Origin of the sequence: Streptomyces sp. HNM0575, from assembly GCF_012726265.1 — a bacterium.
Lineage (GTDB): Bacteria > Actinomycetota > Actinomycetes > Streptomycetales > Streptomycetaceae > Streptomyces.
In genome coordinates this window covers 31,487-51,258 of sequence record NZ_JAASAG010000013.1, presented here as the reverse complement: position 1 = coordinate 51,258, position 19,772 = coordinate 31,487, and the positions used below count along the sequence as shown (strand labels likewise).

At 71.1% G+C, this 19,772-nt stretch carries 13 protein-coding genes and 2 tRNA genes; 10 read left to right on the top strand and 5 right to left on the bottom strand.

The window, feature by feature from the left end; translation table 11 throughout:
* Window positions 1–82 precede the first annotated feature (82 nt).
* A complete protein-coding gene (locus HCC61_RS26775; protein ID WP_169139771.1) occupies window positions 83–1,123 on the bottom strand; it encodes a LacI family DNA-binding transcriptional regulator in 1,041 nt (346 codons plus the stop codon).
* A 396-nt stretch (window positions 1,124–1,519) separates the two neighbouring features.
* Between HCC61_RS26775 and HCC61_RS26770 the strand changes: the two genes are divergently transcribed.
* The 3 genes from HCC61_RS26770 (at window position 1,520) to HCC61_RS26760 (ending at window position 4,928) form a co-directional block, all read left to right on the top strand.
* Entirely contained in the window at window positions 1,520–2,806 is a 1,287-nt protein-coding gene (locus HCC61_RS26770; protein ID WP_346777400.1) for an ABC transporter substrate-binding protein, read from the top strand.
* Between the two features lie 242 nt (window positions 2,807–3,048).
* Window positions 3,049–4,008, top strand: coding sequence for a sugar ABC transporter permease (locus tag HCC61_RS26765; RefSeq protein ID WP_240969321.1), 960 nt, complete (start codon window positions 3,049–3,051; stop codon window positions 4,006–4,008).
* Window positions 4,005–4,928, top strand: a complete 924-nt coding sequence (locus HCC61_RS26760; protein ID WP_169139767.1) for a carbohydrate ABC transporter permease — start codon at window positions 4,005–4,007, stop codon at window positions 4,926–4,928. The genes HCC61_RS26765 and HCC61_RS26760 overlap by 4 nt, the downstream gene beginning before the upstream one ends.
* A 194-nt stretch (window positions 4,929–5,122) precedes the next feature.
* Here the strand turns inward: HCC61_RS26760 and HCC61_RS26755 are convergent, their stop codons facing one another.
* The gene (locus HCC61_RS26755; RefSeq protein ID WP_169139765.1) at window positions 5,123–5,821 is read right to left on the bottom strand and encodes a hypothetical protein; all 699 of its coding nucleotides are present in this window, start codon (window positions 5,819–5,821) and stop codon (window positions 5,123–5,125) included.
* A gap of 361 nt (window positions 5,822–6,182) precedes the next feature.
* On the opposite strand from HCC61_RS26755, the gene HCC61_RS26750 reads away from it, so the two are divergent.
* The 4 genes from HCC61_RS26750 (at window position 6,183) to HCC61_RS26735 (ending at window position 10,928) form a co-directional block, all read left to right on the top strand.
* Entirely contained in the window at window positions 6,183–7,028 is an 846-nt protein-coding gene (locus HCC61_RS26750) for a helix-turn-helix transcriptional regulator (RefSeq protein ID WP_169139763.1), read from the top strand.
* 250 nt (window positions 7,029–7,278) lie between these two features.
* Window positions 7,279–8,166 (top strand): glycoside hydrolase domain-containing protein, encoded by an 888-nt coding sequence (locus HCC61_RS26745; protein WP_169139761.1) that lies wholly within the window; start codon window positions 7,279–7,281, stop codon window positions 8,164–8,166.
* Window positions 8,167–8,449: 283 nt separating this feature from the next.
* Window positions 8,450–9,082, top strand: coding sequence for a SigE family RNA polymerase sigma factor (locus HCC61_RS26740; RefSeq protein ID WP_169139759.1), 633 nt, complete (start codon window positions 8,450–8,452; stop codon window positions 9,080–9,082).
* Between the two features lie 193 nt (window positions 9,083–9,275).
* Window positions 9,276–10,928, top strand: coding sequence for a long-chain fatty acid--CoA ligase (locus HCC61_RS26735; protein WP_169139757.1), 1,653 nt, complete (start codon window positions 9,276–9,278; stop codon window positions 10,926–10,928).
* Between the two features lie 222 nt (window positions 10,929–11,150).
* Here HCC61_RS26735 and HCC61_RS26730 read toward each other — a convergent pair whose 3' ends face one another.
* The gene (locus tag HCC61_RS26730; RefSeq protein ID WP_346777399.1) at window positions 11,151–15,284 is read right to left on the bottom strand and encodes a PAS domain-containing protein; all 4,134 of its coding nucleotides are present in this window, start codon (window positions 15,282–15,284) and stop codon (window positions 11,151–11,153) included.
* Window positions 15,285–15,773: 489 nt separating this feature from the next.
* Between HCC61_RS26730 and HCC61_RS26725 the strand changes: the two genes are divergently transcribed.
* Window positions 15,774–15,865, top strand: a tRNA-Ser gene (locus HCC61_RS26725).
* A 238-nt stretch (window positions 15,866–16,103) separates the two neighbouring features.
* Window positions 16,104–16,176, top strand: a tRNA-Arg gene (locus tag HCC61_RS26720).
* A 200-nt stretch (window positions 16,177–16,376) separates the two neighbouring features.
* Here HCC61_RS26720 and HCC61_RS26715 read toward each other — a convergent pair.
* Window positions 16,377–17,492 (bottom strand): methyltransferase domain-containing protein, encoded by a 1,116-nt coding sequence (locus HCC61_RS26715; RefSeq protein ID WP_169139755.1) that lies wholly within the window; start codon window positions 17,490–17,492, stop codon window positions 16,377–16,379.
* Between the two features lie 326 nt (window positions 17,493–17,818).
* A complete protein-coding gene (locus HCC61_RS26710; protein ID WP_169139753.1) occupies window positions 17,819–18,202 on the bottom strand; it encodes a hypothetical protein in 384 nt (127 codons plus the stop codon).
* A 120-nt stretch (window positions 18,203–18,322) separates the two neighbouring features.
* Here HCC61_RS26710 and HCC61_RS26705 point away from each other — a divergent pair, with 120 nt between their 5' ends.
* Window positions 18,323–19,666, top strand: a complete 1,344-nt coding sequence (locus tag HCC61_RS26705) for a hypothetical protein (protein ID WP_169139751.1) — start codon at window positions 18,323–18,325, stop codon at window positions 19,664–19,666.
* Window positions 19,667–19,772 lie beyond the last annotated feature (106 nt).

The window sequence follows — 19,772 nt, the reverse complement described above, 5'->3', positions numbered from 1 at the left end:
CGGTCGCCCCGGTCCGGCCCCGCCCCGGTCCGGCCCCGCCCCGGTACCGGCCCCGCCCCGGTACCGGCGGAGAGGCGTGAACTCAGCGGTGCGGCACGGCGATCGAGTCCCGCCGCCGCACCGGCATGGGAATGCGGTGGACCGACGGCTCCGGCTCCTCGGGCGACAACAGTAACGACACGGCCCTACGGCCCATCTCACGGTGGGGCAGGGCGACGGATGTGAGCGCCGGGCGCAGCCACGACGCCAGCTCGGAGTCGTCGAAGGCGACCACCGAGAGATCGTGCGGCACCGACAGCCCCTGCTCCGCGGCGGCCTGGTAGACGCCGAACGCCAGCCGGTCGTTGCAGCAGACGACCGCCGTGGGCCGGGGCCCGGCCTCCAGCAGCCGCCGCGCCGCGCCGTACCCGAACCGGGGCGCCGACCAGTCGCACTCGGAGACGCCCGACAACCGCACGCCCGCCTCCGCGAGCGCCGCCTCGATGCCGCGCATCCGCTCCCGGCCCGCGTAAACGCCGTCCGGGGCGCCTCGGGTGACGCACCGGCCGCCCACGACATGGATGCCCTCCCGGTGCCCGGCCTCCAGCAGCAGCTTCGCGGCCTGCCGTCCCGCCGCCTCCTCGTCCGGCACGACGGAGGCGAACTCCCCGCTCTCGTCGAGGCAGTTGAGCAGCACGGACGGCTGGGAGCGCAGTTGCTCGGGCACCCGGCGCGCACGCGTCGACATGGCCGCGTGGATCAGCCCGTCGACCTGCCGGTCGAGCATGCCCTGGAGCAGCTTCCGTTCGGCGTCCGGATCGTCGCCGCTCTCGGCGAAGTAGAGCAGATGGTCCCGCTCCAGCGCGGCCTCCAGGGCGCCCTGGATCATCTCGCCCGCGTAGTGCGTGCTGGCGACTATGTCCGAGACCAGGCCGACGGTGTACGTCTTGCGCGTACGGAGGCTCTGCGCCGTGAGGTTCGGCCGGTACCCCAACTCCTCGGCCGCGCCCAGGATCCGCTGCCGCGCCTCGATGGAGATCCGCGTGTCCTCGCGGCCGGAGAGGACGAAGGAGACCGTCGTACGCGAGACCCCGGCATGGCGTGCGACATCGGCCTGGGTGACGCGCGACGGCGACGGCGGCATGAACCCCTCCAGGTAACTCGATCTAGCCGAGCATCACCTGGGCTTCGTCGAAGTGTCAACGCCTTTTCGAGTCGCGGCCGCGCAGGCCGGGAGGGTCCGCTGCCGGGGCCCCGTCACGGTTCGTGCCGGAGGTCTTGACAGGGGTGCTCGGGGGGAAACATCCTCCTGCTCACTCGATTTAACCTCGCTGTTCCTCACGGCCGCGGGGCGAGTGCCCGTTTCGGGTCCCGGGCGGCGAGCGCGGCAGGAACGCGCGGGACGGGCCGTGGTGAACGGCGAGACGGCGAACTGCGAACGGCGATACGGCGGCAACGGACTCGGCGGTCCGTCACGGCGTCACAGCGACCACAGCGAACCACACGAGGCCCCAGCAGGCCACAGCCAAGAGGAGATCACGTGCGTGCCATTCCGCGACGACTGCTGCCATGCACCGCCGTCACCGCCGCACTCACGCTCGTCGGCGGCTGCGGGCTCGCGTCCTCGAACGTCGAGAGCGCGGTGGACGCCGACGAGCGCGGCCCCATCACCTTCGCCACGAGCGACACCTCCGGCGTCGTACCGAGCCTGATCAAGAGGTGGAACGACAGGCACCCCGACGAGAAGGCCACCTTCATCGAGCTGCCCGAGGACGCCGACCAGCAGCGGCAGATGATGATCCAGAACGCGCAGCTGAAGACCGACACCTACACGGTGCTCAACCTCGACGTCGTGTGGACCTCCGAGTTCGCCTCGCACCGCTGGATCGACCGGCTGCCCGCCGACTCCTTCCCGTTCGGCAAGACCCTCGGACCGATCAACGACACGGCCGATTACCGCGGCAAGTGGTTCGCGATGCCGTACGCCTCCGACGGCGCGCTGCTCTACTACCGCAAGGACCTCCTGGAGAAGGCAGGCATCGACAAGCCGCCGGAGACCTGGGACGAGATGCGCGAGATCTGCGACAAGGTCCTCGGCGGGCAGAAGTCCAAGATGTCCTGCTACGGCGGCCAGTTCGAGAAGTACGAGGGCCTGACCGTGAACTTCTCCGAGGCGATCAACTCCGCCGGCGGCGAGGTCACCGACGCCAAGGGCATACCGCACCTCGACACCCCCGAGGCCAGGCGCGGCATGGACCAGCTGGTCGAGAGCTTCAAGGACGGCACGATCCCCAAGAGCGGCATCACGTACATGGAGGAGCAGGGCAGGCGGGCCTTCGAGAAGGGCGACCTGCTCTTCTACCGCAACTGGCCCTACCAGTACGCGATCTCCGACAAGAAGGCCAAGAACAACGAGGTCGCGGGCAAGTTCGGCGTCGCGCCGATACCCGGCGAGAAGGGTCCCGGCGCCTCCTCCCTCGGCGGGCACAACCTCGCCCTGTCCTCCTCGGCGCGCAACAAGGCCACCGCGCTGGACTTCATGCGCTTCATGACGAACGAGCAGAGCGCCCGCATCAAGCTGGAGAAGGCCTCCCTCGCACCGGTCTTCTCCAAGCTCTACGACGAGCCGGAGTACGTGAAGAAGTTCCCGTACCTGCCGGTGCTGAAGAAGTCGATCCTCGGCGCCGAGCCGAGGCCCCGCGTCGTGCAGTACGGAGACGCCACGAAGGCCGTGCAGAACGAGTCGTACAACGCGCTGACCGGAAAGAAGAGTTCGCAGGCCGCGCTGCGCGGACTCCAGCGGCAGCTGCGCGCCCTGGCTCCGTGACCCGCGACGACCGTGAACCGCGACGTGAACCGCGATGACCATGATCCGCGACGACCGTGACCCGGTGACCCCGTGAACCCTCCCCGCAGTCCCCAGGCCGTACCGCAGGCGCGGGCCGCAGCAGCAGTCCGCCCGAAGTGCCCCCGGCCGAGAAAGGAAGAGATCGACCCATGTCGCTGACACCTCCATGGCGCCGCGGTAGCGGGCCCACCGCGCGACCGGGCCTGCACGGTGAGGGGCGCATGGCCGCTCTCCTCGTATCACCGACGCTGCTGGTGCTCGGTCTCGTCATCGCCTATCCGGTGCTGTCGGCGGTGCACTCCTCGCTCTACAGCGTTCCGGGCATCGATCCCAAGACGGGCTTCATCGAGAACGGCGACCCCTTCGTCGGCCTGGACAACTTCACGAGGATCTTCACCGGCGGGGGCGCCCGGTTCTGGAACGCCTTCTGGAACACGTCGTTCCTGACCGTCACTTCGGTGATCCTGGAGACCGCCATCGGACTGGCGATGGCGCTGATCATGCACCAGGGGCTGCGCGGGCGGGCCTGGATACGGGCCAGCATCCTCGTGCCGTGGGCGATCCCGACCGCGATCTCCGCGCTGCTGTGGCGCTGGATCTTCGACAGCGAGGGAATCGCCAACACCCTGCTGAACACCAAGGTCCTGTGGACCACCGAGGGCTTCCAGGCGCAGGTCGCCGTCATCGTCGCCGAGGTGTGGAAGACGGCGCCCTTCGTCGGCATCCTCGTGCTCGCCGGGCTCCAGATCATCTCCCAGGAGGTCTACGAGGCCGCCCGCGTCGACGGAGCAGGACCGATTCGCCGCCTGTGGAGCATCACGCTTCCCCTGGTCAAGCCCGCGCTGCTGGTCGCCGTGCTCTTCAGGCTGCTGGACGCGCTGCGGATGTTCGACCTGCCCTACATCCTCATCGGCGCCGGCAAGCAGTCCGTCGAGACGCTGTCGATGCTGGCCCAGGACGAGGCCTCCAACGTCCGCTTCGGACCGGCGTCCGCGTACTCGGTGGTGCTGTTCCTCTACGTCTTCCTCATCGCCTTCGCGTTCATCAAGCTGCTCGGCGCGGACCTGCTCGGCGCCCGTGACGCGACGGGCGGCAGGACAGGCGGCAAGAAGGGCAAGGGCAGGATCCCGCGCCAGGTGACCGGCGATGACCGGAAGCTTCAGAAGGAGGCCACCGCATGACCGGCACCACGTCCACGGCGACCACACCGGCCCCCGAGGCTCCGGCCGCGGCGGGACCGCCGCCCGGGCGCAGCGACGCGGCCCGCAAGGCTCCGGGCACACCCTGGCGTACGGCGCTGCGCACCACGGGCATCGTGGCGGTGGCCGCCTGGTGCCTGGCGCCCTTCTACTGGATGCTCGTCTCCAGCCTGCGCCGCCCGTCGGACATCTTCGACGTCTCGCTGTGGCCGTCGCCGGTGTCCTTCACCAACTACGCGAACGTGCTCGACCCTTCGCTGGGCTTCGTACGCTCCCTGGGCAACAGCTTCGTCGTCGCCGGGACGACCACCGTGCTCGCCCTGATCGTCGGCGTCACCACCGCATACGCGCTGGCCCGGCTCGACTTCCGCTTCAAGCGGCTGGTGCTGACGGGCATCATCGCCACGTCGATGTTCCCGGTCGTCTCGATCACGATTCCGCTGCTGAAGCTGTTCGTGGGCATGGGCTGGATCAACACGTACCAGGCGATGGTCGTGCCCAGCATGTCCTTCGCGCTGCCGCTCGCCGTGTGGAACCTGACGTCCTTCTTCCGTCAGATGCCGACCCAGCTGGAGGAGTCGGCGAGGGTCGACGGCTGCACCCGGGGACAGGCCTTCCGGAAGGTGATCCTTCCGCTCGCGGCGCCCGGGCTCTTCACGACGGCGATCCTGACCTTCGTGATGGCGTGGAACGAGTTCCTGATCGCGGTGTCCATGGTGAACAAGGAGTCGATGCAGACGGCTCCGGTGTCCGTCTCGAAGTTCACCGGGGCCTCGCAGTTCGTGGCGCCGCACGGCAGCCAGATGGCGGCGGGGATCATCGTGACCGTACCGCTGGTGGTTCTCGTGCTCTTCTTCCAGCGCCGCATCGTGGCGGGGCTCACGGCGGGGGCGGTCAAGTAGCGGCCGATGCGTCAAGTGGCGGCCGCCACCGGCCCGTTGGGCAGCGGGCCGCCTTCGCGGGAGGCCGCCGGTGCCGTGCGGGGTACGGGCGTACGCGTACGGCGTGACGCGTACAGGGGGTGCGGGCGGAACTCCGCCCGCACCCCCTGCCGTCGCCCGCGGCACCCGCCGGGGGCCGTCGGTCCCGGGGACCGTCAGTCGTCGTCGTTGTGGAACTTCACGCCCTGCCAGTCGGTGACGCAGTCGCGGTCCATGAAGACCCAGCCCAGATTCGAGTCGCGTACGACGACCGCCGGGTTGGAGCCGTTCGTCGTGTAGCGGTACTGCACCTGTGCCGCCGGGGTGCCCGCGGCGTCGCGCAGTGCGCCGCTGCTGTAGTCGCTGGAGCCGTAGTAGTTGAGGAACGCGCCGCCCGAGCACGCCGGGTCGACCGTGACGGGGCTGCCGTCCTCCGCGTCGTGGGCGGCCGCGTTGAAGTCGGAGCCGAACGAGCGGCGGTGGCCGATGCGTTCCTTGGTCTCCGCGCTGCACGACTCGTCGGCCGTGCCGCTGGGCGAGCCGCTGAGCGCGCCCGGCGGCACCCAGGCGCACAGGTTGTTGTTCCCGTAGTTGTGCCCGTAGTGGTAGTCGCTCTGCGCGGTCTCGTGCACGTCGAAGGCGCTGCCGGCCATGGCCGTGCCGACGAAGTAGCCGCACACCTTGTTCTGGAGCCAGGAGCCGGCCGGGACGGTGCCGTGGTTGTTGCAGGCCTCCGGCTTCGGCGAGTTGGCCTGGATCGTGTAGCGGTTCACGGCGGCCTCCGCGTCCGCGGACCACAGCGTGAGGGTGCTGCCGAGCGCGGCGATCAAGGCGCCGGCGAAGACGAGTTGGAGCTTCTTGAGCTTCATGGTCATCGGTCTCTCTTCGAGTCGTCCGTCGGTGGGGTGGCCCATGCGCTCCGGAACGTCGCGGCGGCCTGGGCGGCCGGGGCGTGCCGGGTGCGTGCCCGGGTGCCGCGTGGCCGCCCGGTGCCGCGGCGGTCGCCCGGTCGCAGGCGTACGGTTCCGGCACCGCGTCCGCCCGCCGCGTGAGAGCATGCGGGCGCCCCCGGAGCGCGGCGGCCGTCGCCGGTCGCCGAAGTGCCCGGAACGCGAGCCGGGTTGATTCTTCGGCCTCCGTCCCCGGCACCGCCACGGGCGGCGCGCGACGAGGGACGCCGGGAGACGCGCAGGCCGCCGACCTGCGATGAGGGACGTCGACGAGGGAGGCAGGGACGTGTCCGAGCCAGGCAGACGCCCGCTGAAACCGCTGCCGCCCGAACTGGACGGGCCCGTCAGGGAGTTCACCGAGCAGCTGCGCGCCGTCTTCCGTGACAGGACGGAGCTGAACCAGCGCGGGCTGGCCGAGGCGCTGCACCTCACCAAGTCGCCGGTCTCTCGCTACCTCAACGGCCAGGAGGTCATGCCGGCGGACACCTTCGCGGCCCTGTGCGAGCTGGCCGGACTGACCCCCAGGGAGCGGCAGCGGCTGGGCAGGCTGCGCCAGGAGGCGGCGGAAGCGGCCGAGCGCGGCAGGAGGTCCGAGCAGCAGGACGAGGGGGCCGCGAGCACGGGCGGCGTCGCGGGAGGACCTGCGGGAGGACCCGCGTCCATGCGCACGCCCGCCGGTGCGAACACCCCCGCGGGCCCCGCGGGCTCCGCATGGCCTGCCCGCCGGGCCCGCCTGGCCGCGGTGCTCCGCTCGCCCGCCGGACTGGGTGCGCTGGCCGCGGCGGCTGCGGTCTGCGCCGGGACGTTCGCGGTGGTGGGCGCGCAGACCTCCGGCGGTCCCGCGGACACGGGCAAGGACACGAACATGACGGCCGACAGGCCCGCCGACGGCCCGAGTTGCCGTACGACCCGCGTGTACCGGGTGATCGAGGACGGCGACATCCTCGACGCCGGCCGCAACGACATCGGAGACGTGCACGCCGACGACGTCTTCCGTCTCGACAGGGCGCCCGCGGGACGCCCGTACCGCTTCCGCGACTACGGCCACGTCGCCGGCACCCGCACGAAGGGGTATGTCGACCAGGCCAAGCTCAAGGCACTCGGCAGCCGCTGCGTCGACGAGCACGGCTGATACGGCGGATAAGGCTGATACGGCTGAACACGGCGGATAAGGCTGACACGGAGGAGCCGGGCGCCCGGGGTTCCCGGCGCCGGGGGCCGAGGACACCGAGTCGCGGCAGACCTGCCGGCCCGACGGCCGCACCGCCGCCGTCGGCACGCGCACGGCGCCCCCGCAACACCGGCGGACCGGACGGGCGAAAGGCCCCGGTGCGCGGCGAGCCTGAGCTTCGCCTCCGACGGGAGCCTCTTCACTCGGCTCCATGTGGCATAAGAATCACATCATTCGCAGAGCTGCCGTCTCTTTCGCCTCCCTCACCGTGCTCGCCGCGTTCACAGGTGCCGACGCCGGCCGCGCCTCGGCCACTGCCCCCGGCACTTCGCCGGCCGCCGCACCGTCCGCGCCGGATTCCCCGGCGTCGTCCGGCGGCGAGACCTTCCACGGGCAGGCCTTCGACACCTGCCACACCCCGTCGTCCGCGACGATGCGCGCCTGGGACGGCACGTCACCGTTCGGCGCGGTCGGCGTCTACATCGGCGGCCGCGCCCGCGCCTGCCCCAACGAGCCCAATCTGACCGCCTCCTGGGTGTCGGCCGTGGACAGCATGGGCTGGAGACTGCTGCCCGTTTACGTCGGATCGCAGTCGCCCTGCGTCGAGTCCCCGAATAAGCGCCGGTACGCCATGAGTCACAAGGCGCCCACACAACGCGGGCTGCGCGAGGGCCGCGACGCCGTCGCCGCGGCCAAGCGGCTGGGAATGGCGAAGCACAGCGCCGTCTATCTCGACATGGAGTCCTACGACAACTCCTCGGTCCAATGCGCCGCCACCACCCTGCGCTTCGTCCAGGGCTGGGACCGGGCGGTGCGCGCCGCCGGATACCGCCCCGGCTTCTACAGCAGTGCCGACTCCGGCATCGAGCACATGGACGGCGCACGCAAGGCAGGCCGGAAGGACCTGCCGGAGGCGCTGTGGTTCGCGCAGTGGAGGACCGCGCCCTCCGTGTACGCCACCTCGTACATCGCGAGTGACGCCTGGCGCCCGCACCGCCGCATCCACCAGTACGACGGCAACGTGACGCGGACGTACGGCGGTCACCGGCTGAGCATCGACCGCAACCTGGTGGACGCCCCCGTCGCCGTCGTCCCCTGACTCCTTACCCGCACGAGCCCCCACGCCCGGCGGCCGTCCCCCGACGGTGCCGGGCGCAGGGGAAGCCGAGGAGAGGACGGGGAGAGGGGAAGAGGGGGTGGTCTCAAGGGCGGGGGAGAGGCGCGGGCGACCCGGACGCGGCCCCCGGCGCCACCCTGATCCCCCGCAACGCCGGGTCCACCCTACGTAGGTGGGGCCCGCGCGCCCTCTCCCCCCAAAGGGGGAGGAGTCTTCGGGACCTCTGGGCGATCCGCTGCCGGGCGCCCGCTTCTAGCGTTGAGCCATGACCACGCCTGGGACAGCCGGGAGCGCCCGGACCGCCTCTACGGCCGTAACGCCTGTGAGGCCTGTGGCGCCCGTGACGCCGCCGACGTTCACGTCGTACGTACGGGCCCGCGGGCCGGTGCTGCTGCGCACCGCGCGCTCCCTGACCGCCAACCGCTGCGACGCCGAGGACCTGCTCCAGACGGCGCTCGCCAAGACATATCTGGCCTGGGAGCGCATCGAGGACCACCGCGCGCTCGACGGCTACGTACGCAAGGCGCTGCTGAACACCCGCACTTCGCAGTGGCGCAAGCGCCGCGTCGACGAGTTCGTGTGCGACGAACTGCCCGAGCCCGAGCCACAGCAGGGCCCGGACCCCGCGGAGGCGCAGGCCGTCCGCGACGCCCTGTGGCATGCCGTGCTGAAGCTGCCCGCGCGGCAGCGCGCGATGGTGGTGCTGCGCTTCTACGAGGATCTGAGCGAGGCGCAGACGGCGGCGGTGCTGGGGGTCTCGGTCGGTACGGTCAAGAGCGCCGTGTCGAGGGCGCTGGTGAAGCTCCGCGAGGACCCGCAGCTCGCCTCGGACGTGCTCGGCGGCGCCCCGGACGGCGCCCGCGCGAGACCGGCGGGCGAGGAGCTGACCGCCGCATAGCCGCGGCGCGGGCCGGCGCCGGACAGGGAGCGCGGGGGAGTACGGGGAGGGTACGGGGGAGCCTGACGCGGACCGGACGGGGAGCACGGGGCCCGCGCCGAATCGTGGACGGGGTAGTGACATACCGGCCGGTACGGACGCAGAATCGGCGCCACGATTACCCAGGCGTAACCGGCCCCGGGAGGCTCCCCCGATGCAGAGCACAATGCAGGACGTACCCCTGCTCGTTTCGCGCATCCTCCGACACGGTTCGACCGTTCATGCCGACTCGCGGATCACCACGTGGACGGGGGAGGGCGAGCCGAGGAGGCAGACCTTCGGGGAGACGGGCGAGCGCGCGGCGCGGCTCGCCCACGCGCTCCGCGACGAGCTGGGAGTGGTCCGCGACGACCGCGTCGGCACCCTGATGTGGAACAACGCCGAGCACGTCGAGGCGTACTTCGCCGTCCCCTCCATGGGCGCGATACTGCACACCCTCAACCTGCGCCTTCCCACGGACCAGTTGGTGTGGATCGTCAACCACGCCGCGGACCGGGTGATCGTGGTCGACGGCTCGCTGCTGCCGCTGCTCGCTCCGCTGCTGCCCTCGCTGGAGTCGGTCGAGCACATAGTCGTCTCGGGCCCCGGCGACACCTCGGTGCTCGCGGGCTGCCGCCAGTCCGTGCACGACTACGAGCAGTTGCTCGAAGGCCGACCCGCCGTCTACGACTGGCCCGAGCTGGACGAGCGCGCCGCCGCCGCCATGTGCTACACGTCCGGCACCACCGGCGACCCGAAGGGCGTCGTCTTCTCCCACCGCTCGATGTATCTGCACAGCATGCAGGTCAACATGACGCAGTCGATGGGCCTCACCGACGCGGACACCGCGCTGCCCGTGGTGCCGATGTTCCACGTCAACGCCTGGGGCCTGCCGCACGCGACGTTCATGACCGGCGTCGGCCTGCTGATGCCCGACCGCTTCCTCCAGCCCGGTCCGCTCGCCGAGATGATCGACGCCGAGCGCCCCACGTACGCCGCCGCCGTCCCCACCATCTGGCAGGGCCTGCTGACCGAACTCGCCGAGAAGCCGCGCGACATATCGTGCCTGCGGCTGGTCACCATAGGCGGCTCCGCCTGCCCGCCCGCGATGATGCGGGCCTTCGAGGAGGACCACGGCGTGCGCGTCTGTCACGCCTGGGGCATGACGGAGACCTCGCCGCTGGGCAGCTTCGCCCACCCGCCGGCCGGGCTCAGCCCCGAGGACGAGTGGCCGTACCGGATCAGCCAGGGCCGCTTCCCCGCCTCCGTCGAGGCCAGGCTCGCCGCGCCTGACGGCACGTTCGCGCCGTGGGACGGGCGGTCGCCGGGCGAGCTGGAGGTGCGCGGCCCGTGGATCACGAACGCCTACTACGGCGGTACGGACGCCGAACCGCTGCGCCCCGAGGACAAGTTCAGCCCCGACGGCTGGCTGCGCACCGGCGACGTCGGAGTGATCACCCCGAACGGCTATCTGACGCTGACCGACCGCGCCAAGGACGTCATCAAGTCCGGCGGCGAGTGGATCTCGTCCGTGGAGCTGGAGAACGCGCTCATGGCGCACGAAGCCGTCGCCGAGGCGGCGGTCGTGGCCGTGCCGGACGAGAAGTGGGGCGAGCGGCCGCTGGCGACCGTCGTGCTCAAGGAGGACGCGGAGGCCGTGGGCTACGAGGAGTTGCGCGCCTTCCTCGCCGAGCGGATCGCACGATGGCAGCTGCCGGAACGCTGGGCGATCATCCCGGCGGTGCCGAAGACGAGCGTCGGGAAGTTCGACAAGAAGGTGCTGCGCGGCCAGTACGCGGCGGGGGAGCTGGACGTCACGCAGCTGTGAGCGGGCCGCCCGCCGCACGGCCGTGAGGAGGCGGCGGACCGCCGGACCCCCGAGAGGGCCGGGCCCGGCGGTCCGCCCGCGACCACGCGTGCGCCGCCGCCCCGTGCGCCGGCGACCGTGTGCCACCGCCGGTACGCGACGGCCCGTACGCGACGGCCGGGTACCCGACCCGGCCCGTGATGGGCGGTCAACGCGCGAAGATCAACTTCCCGGCCGTACGGCTCAGTTGGTGCCGATCTTGGTCAGCATGTCCACGATGCGCTGCTGCACCTCCTGGCTCGTCGAACGCTCGGCGAGGAAGAGCACCGTCTCGCCCGTCGCCAGCCTCGGCAGATCCGCGGGGTTCATGCTGTCCGACGTGTAGACGACGAACGGCGTGCTGCTCAGCAGCCCGTTCACCCGCAGCCAGTCGATGATTCCGGCACGCCGCGTACGCACCTGCATCAGGTCCATCACCACGAGGTTGGGCCGCATCTGCGCCGCGACGTTCACCGCCGCCTCGTCCGTCTGCGCGTGCGCGACCTGGATGCCGCGCCGCTCCAGCGACGCCGCCATCGCGCCCGCGATCGGCGGGCGCTCCTCGACCAGCAGTACGCGCGGAGGGTGCTGCTCGCTGTCGCGCGGTGCGAGTGCCTTGAGGAGCACCGCCGGATCGGCGCCGTACGCCGCCTCCCGGGTCGCCTGCCCCAGCCCCGAGGTGACCATCACGGGAACCTCGGCCGCGACCGCCGCCGTACGCAGCGACTGGAGCGCGGTCCGGGTGATCGGGCCGGTGAGCGGGTCGACGAAGAGCGCGGCGGGATACGCCGAGACCTGCGCGTCGACCTCTTCGCGCGAGTGCACGATGACGGGCCGGTAGCCGTGCTCGGAGAGCGCCTGCTGGGTCGAGGGGTCCGGCTCGGGCCACACCAGCAGCCGCCGCGGATTGTCCAGCGGCTCGGGCGGCAGTTCGTCGTCGGCGGGCTGCGGCGGTACGGGCACCCCGCGGCCGTCGCTCATCTCGACCGGACTGTTCGGCCCGTCCAGCGGCTCGGGGCCCTCGGCGCCGTCGGCCGCCGGTGCGCCGATGGTGAACTCCCGGGCGGGGGGCGGGGGTCCGGAGCCGGGGCCGCCGGGGCCGCTGGGACCGGGAGCGCCCGAGCCCTGCCCGTTGCCCGGGGCGTGCCCCGGCGCGGGAGCCGTGCGGCCCTGCGCCTGTGCCTTGCGACCGCCGGGACGGCTCGGGGCGGGGCCGCCCTCCTGCGCGGGCTGCGCCAGCTTCCGGCGCCTGCCGGAGCCGGGCGGCGTCGAGGGAGTGGACGGTATGGCCGTCGCCGGCGCGGGAGCGTGCGCCTGACGCTGCGGCGCCGCGGGCGAGGGCGTCGGCGCGTGCGCGGCCGAGTGCCCGTACGACTGCGGCCCGCCCGGCCGCTCCGTCATCCCCGGCGTCACCGGGACGCCCTGCCCGAGCGTCTGCACACGGTGCGCCCCGGTCTCGTACGAGGCCTGCTCCTCCGCGGTCGGCGCTCCGGGCATCGGCAGTCCGCGCGGCTGCGGAAGGTTTTGCGGCAGGGGACCGCCGCCCAGGATGGGGCTCGCGGCGACCACCGAGTGCTCCACGGCCTGCGGCTCGGCCTGCTCCTCCGCCTGCGGGTCCGCCTGCTGCGGTGCCTCGGCGGGCTGCGGCGGCACGGCCTGTGCCGCCTGCTCCGCCTCCTGCCCGGGCTGCGGCTGTGCGGGCTGCGGCTGTGCGCCCTGCTGCGCGGGCATCTGGCCCGGCATCTGCTGTGGCGGTGCGGGCTGTGGCGGTACGGGTTGGGGCGGTGCGGGCTGTGCCGGTACGGGCTGTGCCGGTACCGGTCGGGGCTGCGCACCGTTCTGCTGTGCGGGCTGTGCGGGCTGTGCGGGCGCCGCCTGGGGCTGCGCGCCGTTCTGCCCTGCCTGCTGTGCCTCGGCGGGCTGCGGCTGACCCGGCGGCGCCGCGAACTGGACGCCCTGCGGCGCCGGTTCGCCCTGCGCCTGCGCTTGCGCCAGCCTGCGAGCCCTGCGCCCGCCGGGCTGCGCGGCCGCGCCGTCGTCGCCCGCCACGGGCTGCGCCTGCGGTACGGGCTGTGGCTGCTGACCGGGCTGTGCCTGCTGAGCGGGCTCCGGCTGCGCGGGGCGGCGTCCTCTCCGTCCCGTACCCGGCTGTGCTTCTGCCTGCGGCTGCTGTGCCTGCGCCTGCGGCTGCGGCTGTGCGGGCAACTGCGGCGCGCCCGCGGCCTCTTCGGCCTCCGCACCCTGCGACGGCGACGCCAGCGCACGCCTCGACCGGCGCCCCGCGCCCGCCTGCTGCGGAACCGTCGCCCCTGCCGCGTCCGCCGCCGCGGGCGGCAGCTCCAGCGCCTCCCCGCTCCGCGCCACGGCCGTCTGCTGCGGCTGCTGGGCCTGCTGTTGTGCCTGCTGCTCCTGGTGAACCTGCGCCTCGGCCGGGCTGGGACGCCCACGGCGACGCCCCGTCGGAGCGGTCGCCTGTTCCTCCTGCACGGGCCCCGGCAGCTGCTCCGGCTGCTGCTCCTGCTCCACGGGTGCGGGCGCGGGTACGGGTGCGTGCGCCGGCACCTGCCCCTGCGCATGCCGTGCCTGGAACTGGTCGGGAATCCCCGCGGCGGGCACCGCCCCGGAGACGTCGCCGGTACCGGTCCACGCCCCGGCGGGCCCCGCCTGCGCCCCGGCGGGTGCCTCCGTACCGCGCACGGGCTGCGCGGGCACCGGCATCACCGTCGTCTCGTTCTCGCGGCCTTCGCGTCCCCGCTGCTGCCCGGTCCCGGGCGCCGTCTCCCCGGCGCCCGCGGCCCGCTCGCCGCCCGCGGCTCCGGCGGCGTCCGCAGCGGCGTCGCCGTCCGCCTTGAGCGGCACCTCCAGTACGTACGCGCTCCCGCCCGCGCCCGGCACCTCATGCGTCTGAAGCACTCCGCCGTGCCGCTCCACGGTGCCCCGGACGATCGGCAGATGCACCGGATCGCCCCCGCTGTACGGCCCGCGCACCTCGATCCGTACGACGTCGCCGCGCTGGGCCGCGGCGACCACGATCGTGGTGTCCAGACCCGGCGTGACGACGGGAGCGTTGCCCGTCGCGTCCACGCCCGCGACGTCCGCGATCAGATGCGCCAGCGCCGTCGTCAGCCGCTCGCCGTCGACCTCCGCCTCGATGGGCGGCGCGTGCACCGCGAACTGCGCGCGCCCCGGCCCGATCAGTTCCACCGCGCCCTCGACGCCGTTCGCCACGACCGAGTCCAGCGACGTCATCTCCAGCCGCAGCTTCTCGCGGCCCGCGTCGAGGCGCTGATAGCCCAGCACGTTGTCCACGAGCGTCGTCATGCGTGCGTAGCCGGCCGCCAGGTGGTGCAGGATCTGGTTCGCCTCCGGCCACAGCTGGCCCGCCGGGTCCGCGGCCAGCCCCGACAGCTCGTCCCGCAGCTGGTCCAGCGGCCCGCGCAGCGAGTCCTGGAGCACGGCCAGCAGCTGCTCGTGCCGCGCGGCAAGCGACTCCTGCGCCCGCCGGTCGCTGAACGTCACGACCGCGCCGACCAGCTGCTCGCCGTCGCGCACGGGCGCCGTCGTGATGTCGACGGGCACCGCCCGGCCGTCCTTCGCCCACAGCACCGTGCCCGCGCGCACCCGGTGCTTGCGCCCCGACTTGAGGGTGTCGCTGAGCGTGGTCTCCTCGAACGGCAGGGCGTTGCCGTCCGGCCGCGAGTGCAGCAGCAGCGAGTGCAGCTCTTGGCCGCCCAGCTCGCCCGCCCGGTAGCCGAGGATCTGCGCCGCCGCCGGATTGACGAGGACGATCACGCCCTCGGTGTCCACGCCCATGACGCCCTCGGACGCGGCGCGCAGGATCATCTCCGTCTGCCGCTGCTGGCGGGCGAGTTCGGCCTCGGTGTCGAGCGTGCCGGTGAGATCGCGCACGACGAGCATCAGCAACTCGTCGCCCGTGTAGGAGTTCCCCGTGCCGGGACCGTGATCCGCGAAGGCGGCCTCGAAGGCGGAGGCATAGGGCGTACGCCCGTCCTCCAGGTTCGCGCTCGTGACCTCGACGTAGAACTCGCTGCCGTCGGTGCGCCTCGCCACCATGCGGGTCGGCCGCTGGCGCTCCTCGAGCTCGGCGGCGGCCTCGTCCGGCCTGCGCATCGAACCCGGGATCCGCTTCGAGTCGAACTCGGGCAGCAGATCGAGCAGCCCTCGTCCCACCAGGGCGGTGCCGGGGGCCTCGAACGCTTCGAGCGCGATGGTGTTGGCGTTCACCACCGTGCCGTTGCAGTTGACCAGCAGCAACGCATCGGGCAGCGCGTCGAGTATGGCGGCGAGACGAGCAGCGCCTCGGGATGGCCTGCTCACGACGGAAATTCCTCCCTGCTGACCACGATGCGGGTGACCGGTCGCCCGGTCCTGTACCACCGGTCACGGCTGCCAGTGTGCCGCTGACCCCGGGCGTGCCACCAGAGGGGAGTCTACGGCGAGCGCCCGATCAGACGGCCGGTGCTGTGCGGAGCGCACAAGAGACCCCTGGACGAGGGCCGATCCACGCTTGCCCGGCGCCACGGGCCCCATGCACCGGGACCCACTTTGTGCGCCACGTCTCCCCATCCCCTCCGGATTCCCCTCCGGAACTTCCCGGCGCAGTGGATCAGCGGTCGTGGAGCAGCGGTCGTGGATCAGCGGTCGTGATCGGCGGGCCCGGATCATTCCCGGTCACGGCCGTCCGGTGCCTGCGAATCGCTTTGCCGGTCGGCACCGGGACCGAGTACGGTAGGGCCCGATTGGAGACAGCCCACGGGGCTGTGCCATCATCAGCACGCACTTCTCCGTCAAGCGGCGGATGTGCGGGGAGGCTTCGCCTAGTCTGGTCTATGGCGCCGCACTGCTAATGCGGTTTCGGGGTAACCCCCTGATCGAGGGTTCAAATCCCTCAGCCTCCGCTTCCGGTCTTCCGAGACCGCAGCCGATCTCCAAGATCGCCGAACCCCGGCTCTCAGGGCCGGGGTTTCGTGTGTCCGGGCCCTCCCGGACCCCGTTCCGGCGAATACTCCACGAAGCCTTCCGAAGCCCCTTTGTGCAGGTCAGCCCGTGTACGGCTAACAGATTTCGCCTCTGGGCACCGTTCATGTACTGTTGTTCCCGCAACATCGCAGGGTTGATCAACAGCCCCCGCGTAAAGCGCTCGTAGCTTAACGGATAGAGCATCTGACTACGGATCAGAAGGTTGCAGGTTCGAATCCTGCCGAGCGCGCAGCAGGTCAAAGGCTCCTTGGAATCATCCAAGGAGCCTTTGCTTATGCCGTTGACAGCAGTGATTGACAGCAACCGCCACTGATCAACGCTTCAGACGACTGCAGAGCCGCGCCGGGGGTCGCCGTCTTCGTCCTCGTCGTTGCTGTCGTTGAGGGCATCTCCGACGCGACCGAAGGCCGACCTCAGCCGGAGCTGGTCTCACGTAATCGGTCGGATCACCTGGTCTGGCCCACCGAGCCACACCTGGTGGCCTTCCGGGCTGACGGTCAGTCCGAACTGCTCCGACTCGGGTCGGCCGAGATCGACATACTCTCCGTGCGTTGCTTCCACCTCGCGCCACAGGTCCCGCGGCCCGAACTGCACGACGGGCTCACCCACGTCGGCGATGGCCCCAGAGCCGTGCCGGTCCATCAGCCACACACGCGTCGTGTCCTCGCTGTCTCCCTGCACAGCGTGCACGAGCTTGAGGTCCGGTAGCCGGGCTCCGCCGTACAGGGCGAACCCGAGCGTCAGCAACTCCCGCGGATCGAGCGCGCTTTCGTACGAGCGTGCCGAGTCCTGATCCACCGGAACGGCAGCCGGGGCCCGGTGCGACTTCATCGGCATGTACGAGGCGCCGCCGCAGAAGAACCCGGATGCGGTGCCGTCGTCCTGCACGATCAACTGCACCAACGCGCCCGACCAGAAGTCGCGGGCCAACGGCGCCACGATCACGCCACTCGGTCTCACTTGCTCTGGCAGCGTCGGCGGGATGTGTCGGAACGCGCACGTAGCAATCAGCCGGTCGTACGGAGCTGCGTCCGGCCAGCCCTGCTCTCCGTCGGCGCACACCACTGTGGGTTCGTACCCGGCCGCGTCCAGGGCCTCACGCGCCAACGTGGCCAGGGCTGGGTCTACTTCGATCGTGAACACCTGCTCATCGCTCAGGCGCTCGCACAGCAGCGCCGCCACGTAACCGGTTGCGGTGCCGATCTCCAGCACCTTGTCACCGTCTCGCACGTCGAGCAGGTGCAGCATCTTCGCGACCATCGACGGCATCGAGTTCGAGGATGTCGCAACGGCGGGCCCGTCAGGCCTGCCGTCATCCACCTGCGTCACCACGGGCCGGTCACTGTAGATCAGCGCGCTTCGGTCATAGTCCCGTACGACCGGCTCGCAGCGCTGCGGGCCTTGCCTCCAGATGTGCGGCGGGATGAAGTTCTCCCGCGGCACCTGCTCCCACACCTTGCGCCACTCCGGGGTCAGGAGGCCGCGCCCGCCCAGCAGGCCAACGAGCGCGGCCTGCCCCGGGTGCTCCTGGGCGGTGCTGCTCATATCAGGCGCCGACCCCGCTGTTGCTGGGACCGCCACCGTCGGGTGACGGAGGCTCGGGTGGCGGAGTCCACGGCTTGTCGGAGGGCTGGCCTCCGTGCTTGCCGCCACTGTCGGCGGCAGTCGGGCATGTGAGCATCTTCTTCCTCCCTGTGTCGGTTGTACTCCTGTGCATCCCGCCCCGGAGCCGCATGAGGTTTCCCCGGGGCGGGGGTCTTGGGTCACTTGCGGGTCGTCGCCGTGCGGCAGCTCTTGCAGCGTCGGACGCCTCCGCCGAGGTCTTCCAACTTCCCGCCGCAGTGGCGCACTTCGCGGACATCAGCCAGTCCTCACAGTTGGGCGCAATCCAGAGCATCGCGCAAGCAGCGGGCGGGAGTTCGCAGTCGTCCCTCGGTGGGGTTGCTGATCCAGCGAAGGTCACCGGCCTGGACCCGGTGCGATGGGGGAACGACGATCCAGCAGCCTTTGCCCAGCAGCTTCGCGCACGCTGCTTCAGGGATGCGCCAATCGGCGGCGGCCCCCCGCTCTGAGAGGAAGTACAGGTAATGCCCGTACGGATCTCGGACGACGGCGCCGCAGCGCTTGCCGAGTATGGCGCGGACCCGACCCCCGAGGTAAGCGGGCAGTCGAAGCGCGTCGAAGTGGACGCCGGTCGCCGTGAGTTCGGCGTCGAGCCCAGCAGGTGGAGCCCAGGAGCCCATGCCCGTAGTCATCACGATTCCTCGCCTCGTCCATGTAATCGCCTGCGACGAGATAACTCCTCAGAGCTACGAGACGGGTAGCGTTGGAGGGAGGGCAATGCATGAACGCCATGAAAGCTGTCGGGAGTTGGAATGGCACGCACCCGTAACTCCGCGCTGGCCCACTTGCTTGACCAGGCAGGATGGTCGCGGACACAGATGGCCTCAGCCGTGAACAGAACCGGCGCTGAGGCTGGCATGTCCCTGCGGTACGACCAGACCGCCGTATCCCATTGGGTCGGCGGCACCATGCCGAAGTCTCAGGTCAGGCCCTTCATCATCGAAGCGCTGTCGCGCAGGCTGAAACGGCCGGTGACCCTCGCGGAAGCCGGTCTGGCCCCTGAAGGTTCCGACGTCACTGGGAGCGACGGTGACACTGTTGCCGAACTCCTCGACGTCGGAAGGCAGGACATGGACCCATCGCGCCGAAGCGTGCTCGCTGCCGGTGTGTATTCGGCCGCTCTCCCGATCCCCGGATTTGACGAAGTGCTCGGTCGGTCGGCGACTGCCGCAACGTCTCGCGTTGCCCGCATCGGCGAAGGGGAGGTGGCGACAGTACGGTCCATGACGGAGAAGGTCGCCGACATCCTCGACGAACTCGGCGGCGGGCACGCCCGGCCCATGGCTGCGGCTTTCCTGGTCAACACCGTGGCGCCGTATCTGAAGGCCACCGCGACCGAGGCTGTACGGAAGGACATGCTCGCCGCCGCGTCCGACCTCGTGTATCTCACCGGGTGGATGGCGATGTACGAGCGCCGACACGCGCTCGGGCAGCGTTACTACGTGAAGGCGCTGAAACTCGCCGGCGCCGCCGAGGACCACATCACCTACTGCCGCACCCTGCGGGGCATGAGCTTGCAAGCCTCCCACCTGGGCCACGGTAGGAAGGCGCTGGAACTGGCGGACTCCGCAGCCGAAGCCTCACCCAAGGCGGGGCCCCGGCTGCGCGCGTTCCTGGCGGGACAGCAGGCGCACGCCGAGTCGATGACCGGCAGTCGTCACAAGGCCATGGCTCGACTGCGTGAGGCCGAGACGGCGCTTTCGAAGGCGGATGGTCGGCAGGATGCCATTGGCGGATACTCCTCGAGTTCCTATCAATTCCACGTCGCACATGTGCTTTACGAACTCAACGACCTCGCCGGTTCAATCGCGGCCATGCAGGAATCCCTGCGGCTTCAACCGAAGCAGCAACGGCAGGGGCGCGTGCACTCCAACGCCGTCCTTGCGCAACGGCAGTTCGAGCTAGGGCACCTGGATGCCGCGTGTGCGACGTGGAACGCCTTCCTGGACGACTACGTGCAGCTGAGGACGTCACGGGGTGACGAGCACTTCGACACGATGCGGCGCCGCGTGCGCCCGTACGGCAGGGTGCGGGCCGTGCGTGAATTGACCCAGCGGGCTCGGGAGGTTGCCGTGCTGAAGGGGCAAGCGGCCTGAAACGAGGGTGCCCCGGTGCCCCCAGAGTGTCGGGACTCCGGGGGCACGGCGTAGGTAATGCTTAAATGAGACATGTGGGTTGAAGTCTCAATAGTTCTCGGTTAGT

What these genes read in the sequence shown, in the direction of transcription:
- HCC61_RS26755 (WP_169139765.1), bottom strand. Translation starts at nt 5,821, where the DNA reads ATGACCATGAAGCTCAAGAAGCTCCAACTCGTCTTCGCCGGCGCCTTG.
- HCC61_RS26705 (WP_169139751.1), top strand. Translation starts at nt 18,323, where the DNA reads ATGGCACGCACCCGTAACTCCGCGCTGGCCCACTTGCTTGACCAGGCA.
- HCC61_RS26715 (WP_169139755.1), bottom strand. Translation starts at nt 17,492, where the DNA reads ATGAGCAGCACCGCCCAGGAGCACCCGGGGCAGGCCGCGCTCGTTGGC.
- HCC61_RS26765 (WP_240969321.1), top strand. Translation starts at nt 3,049, where the DNA reads ATGGCCGCTCTCCTCGTATCACCGACGCTGCTGGTGCTCGGTCTCGTC.
- HCC61_RS26735 (WP_169139757.1), top strand. Translation starts at nt 9,276, where the DNA reads ATGCAGAGCACAATGCAGGACGTACCCCTGCTCGTTTCGCGCATCCTC.
- HCC61_RS26760 (WP_169139767.1), top strand. Translation starts at nt 4,005, where the DNA reads ATGACCGGCACCACGTCCACGGCGACCACACCGGCCCCCGAGGCTCCG.
- HCC61_RS26740 (WP_169139759.1), top strand. Translation starts at nt 8,450, where the DNA reads ATGACCACGCCTGGGACAGCCGGGAGCGCCCGGACCGCCTCTACGGCC.
- HCC61_RS26745 (WP_169139761.1), top strand. Translation starts at nt 7,279, where the DNA reads ATGTGGCATAAGAATCACATCATTCGCAGAGCTGCCGTCTCTTTCGCC.
- HCC61_RS26775 (WP_169139771.1), bottom strand. Translation starts at nt 1,123, where the DNA reads ATGCCGCCGTCGCCGTCGCGCGTCACCCAGGCCGATGTCGCACGCCAT.
- HCC61_RS26710 (WP_169139753.1), bottom strand. Translation starts at nt 18,202, where the DNA reads ATGACTACGGGCATGGGCTCCTGGGCTCCACCTGCTGGGCTCGACGCC.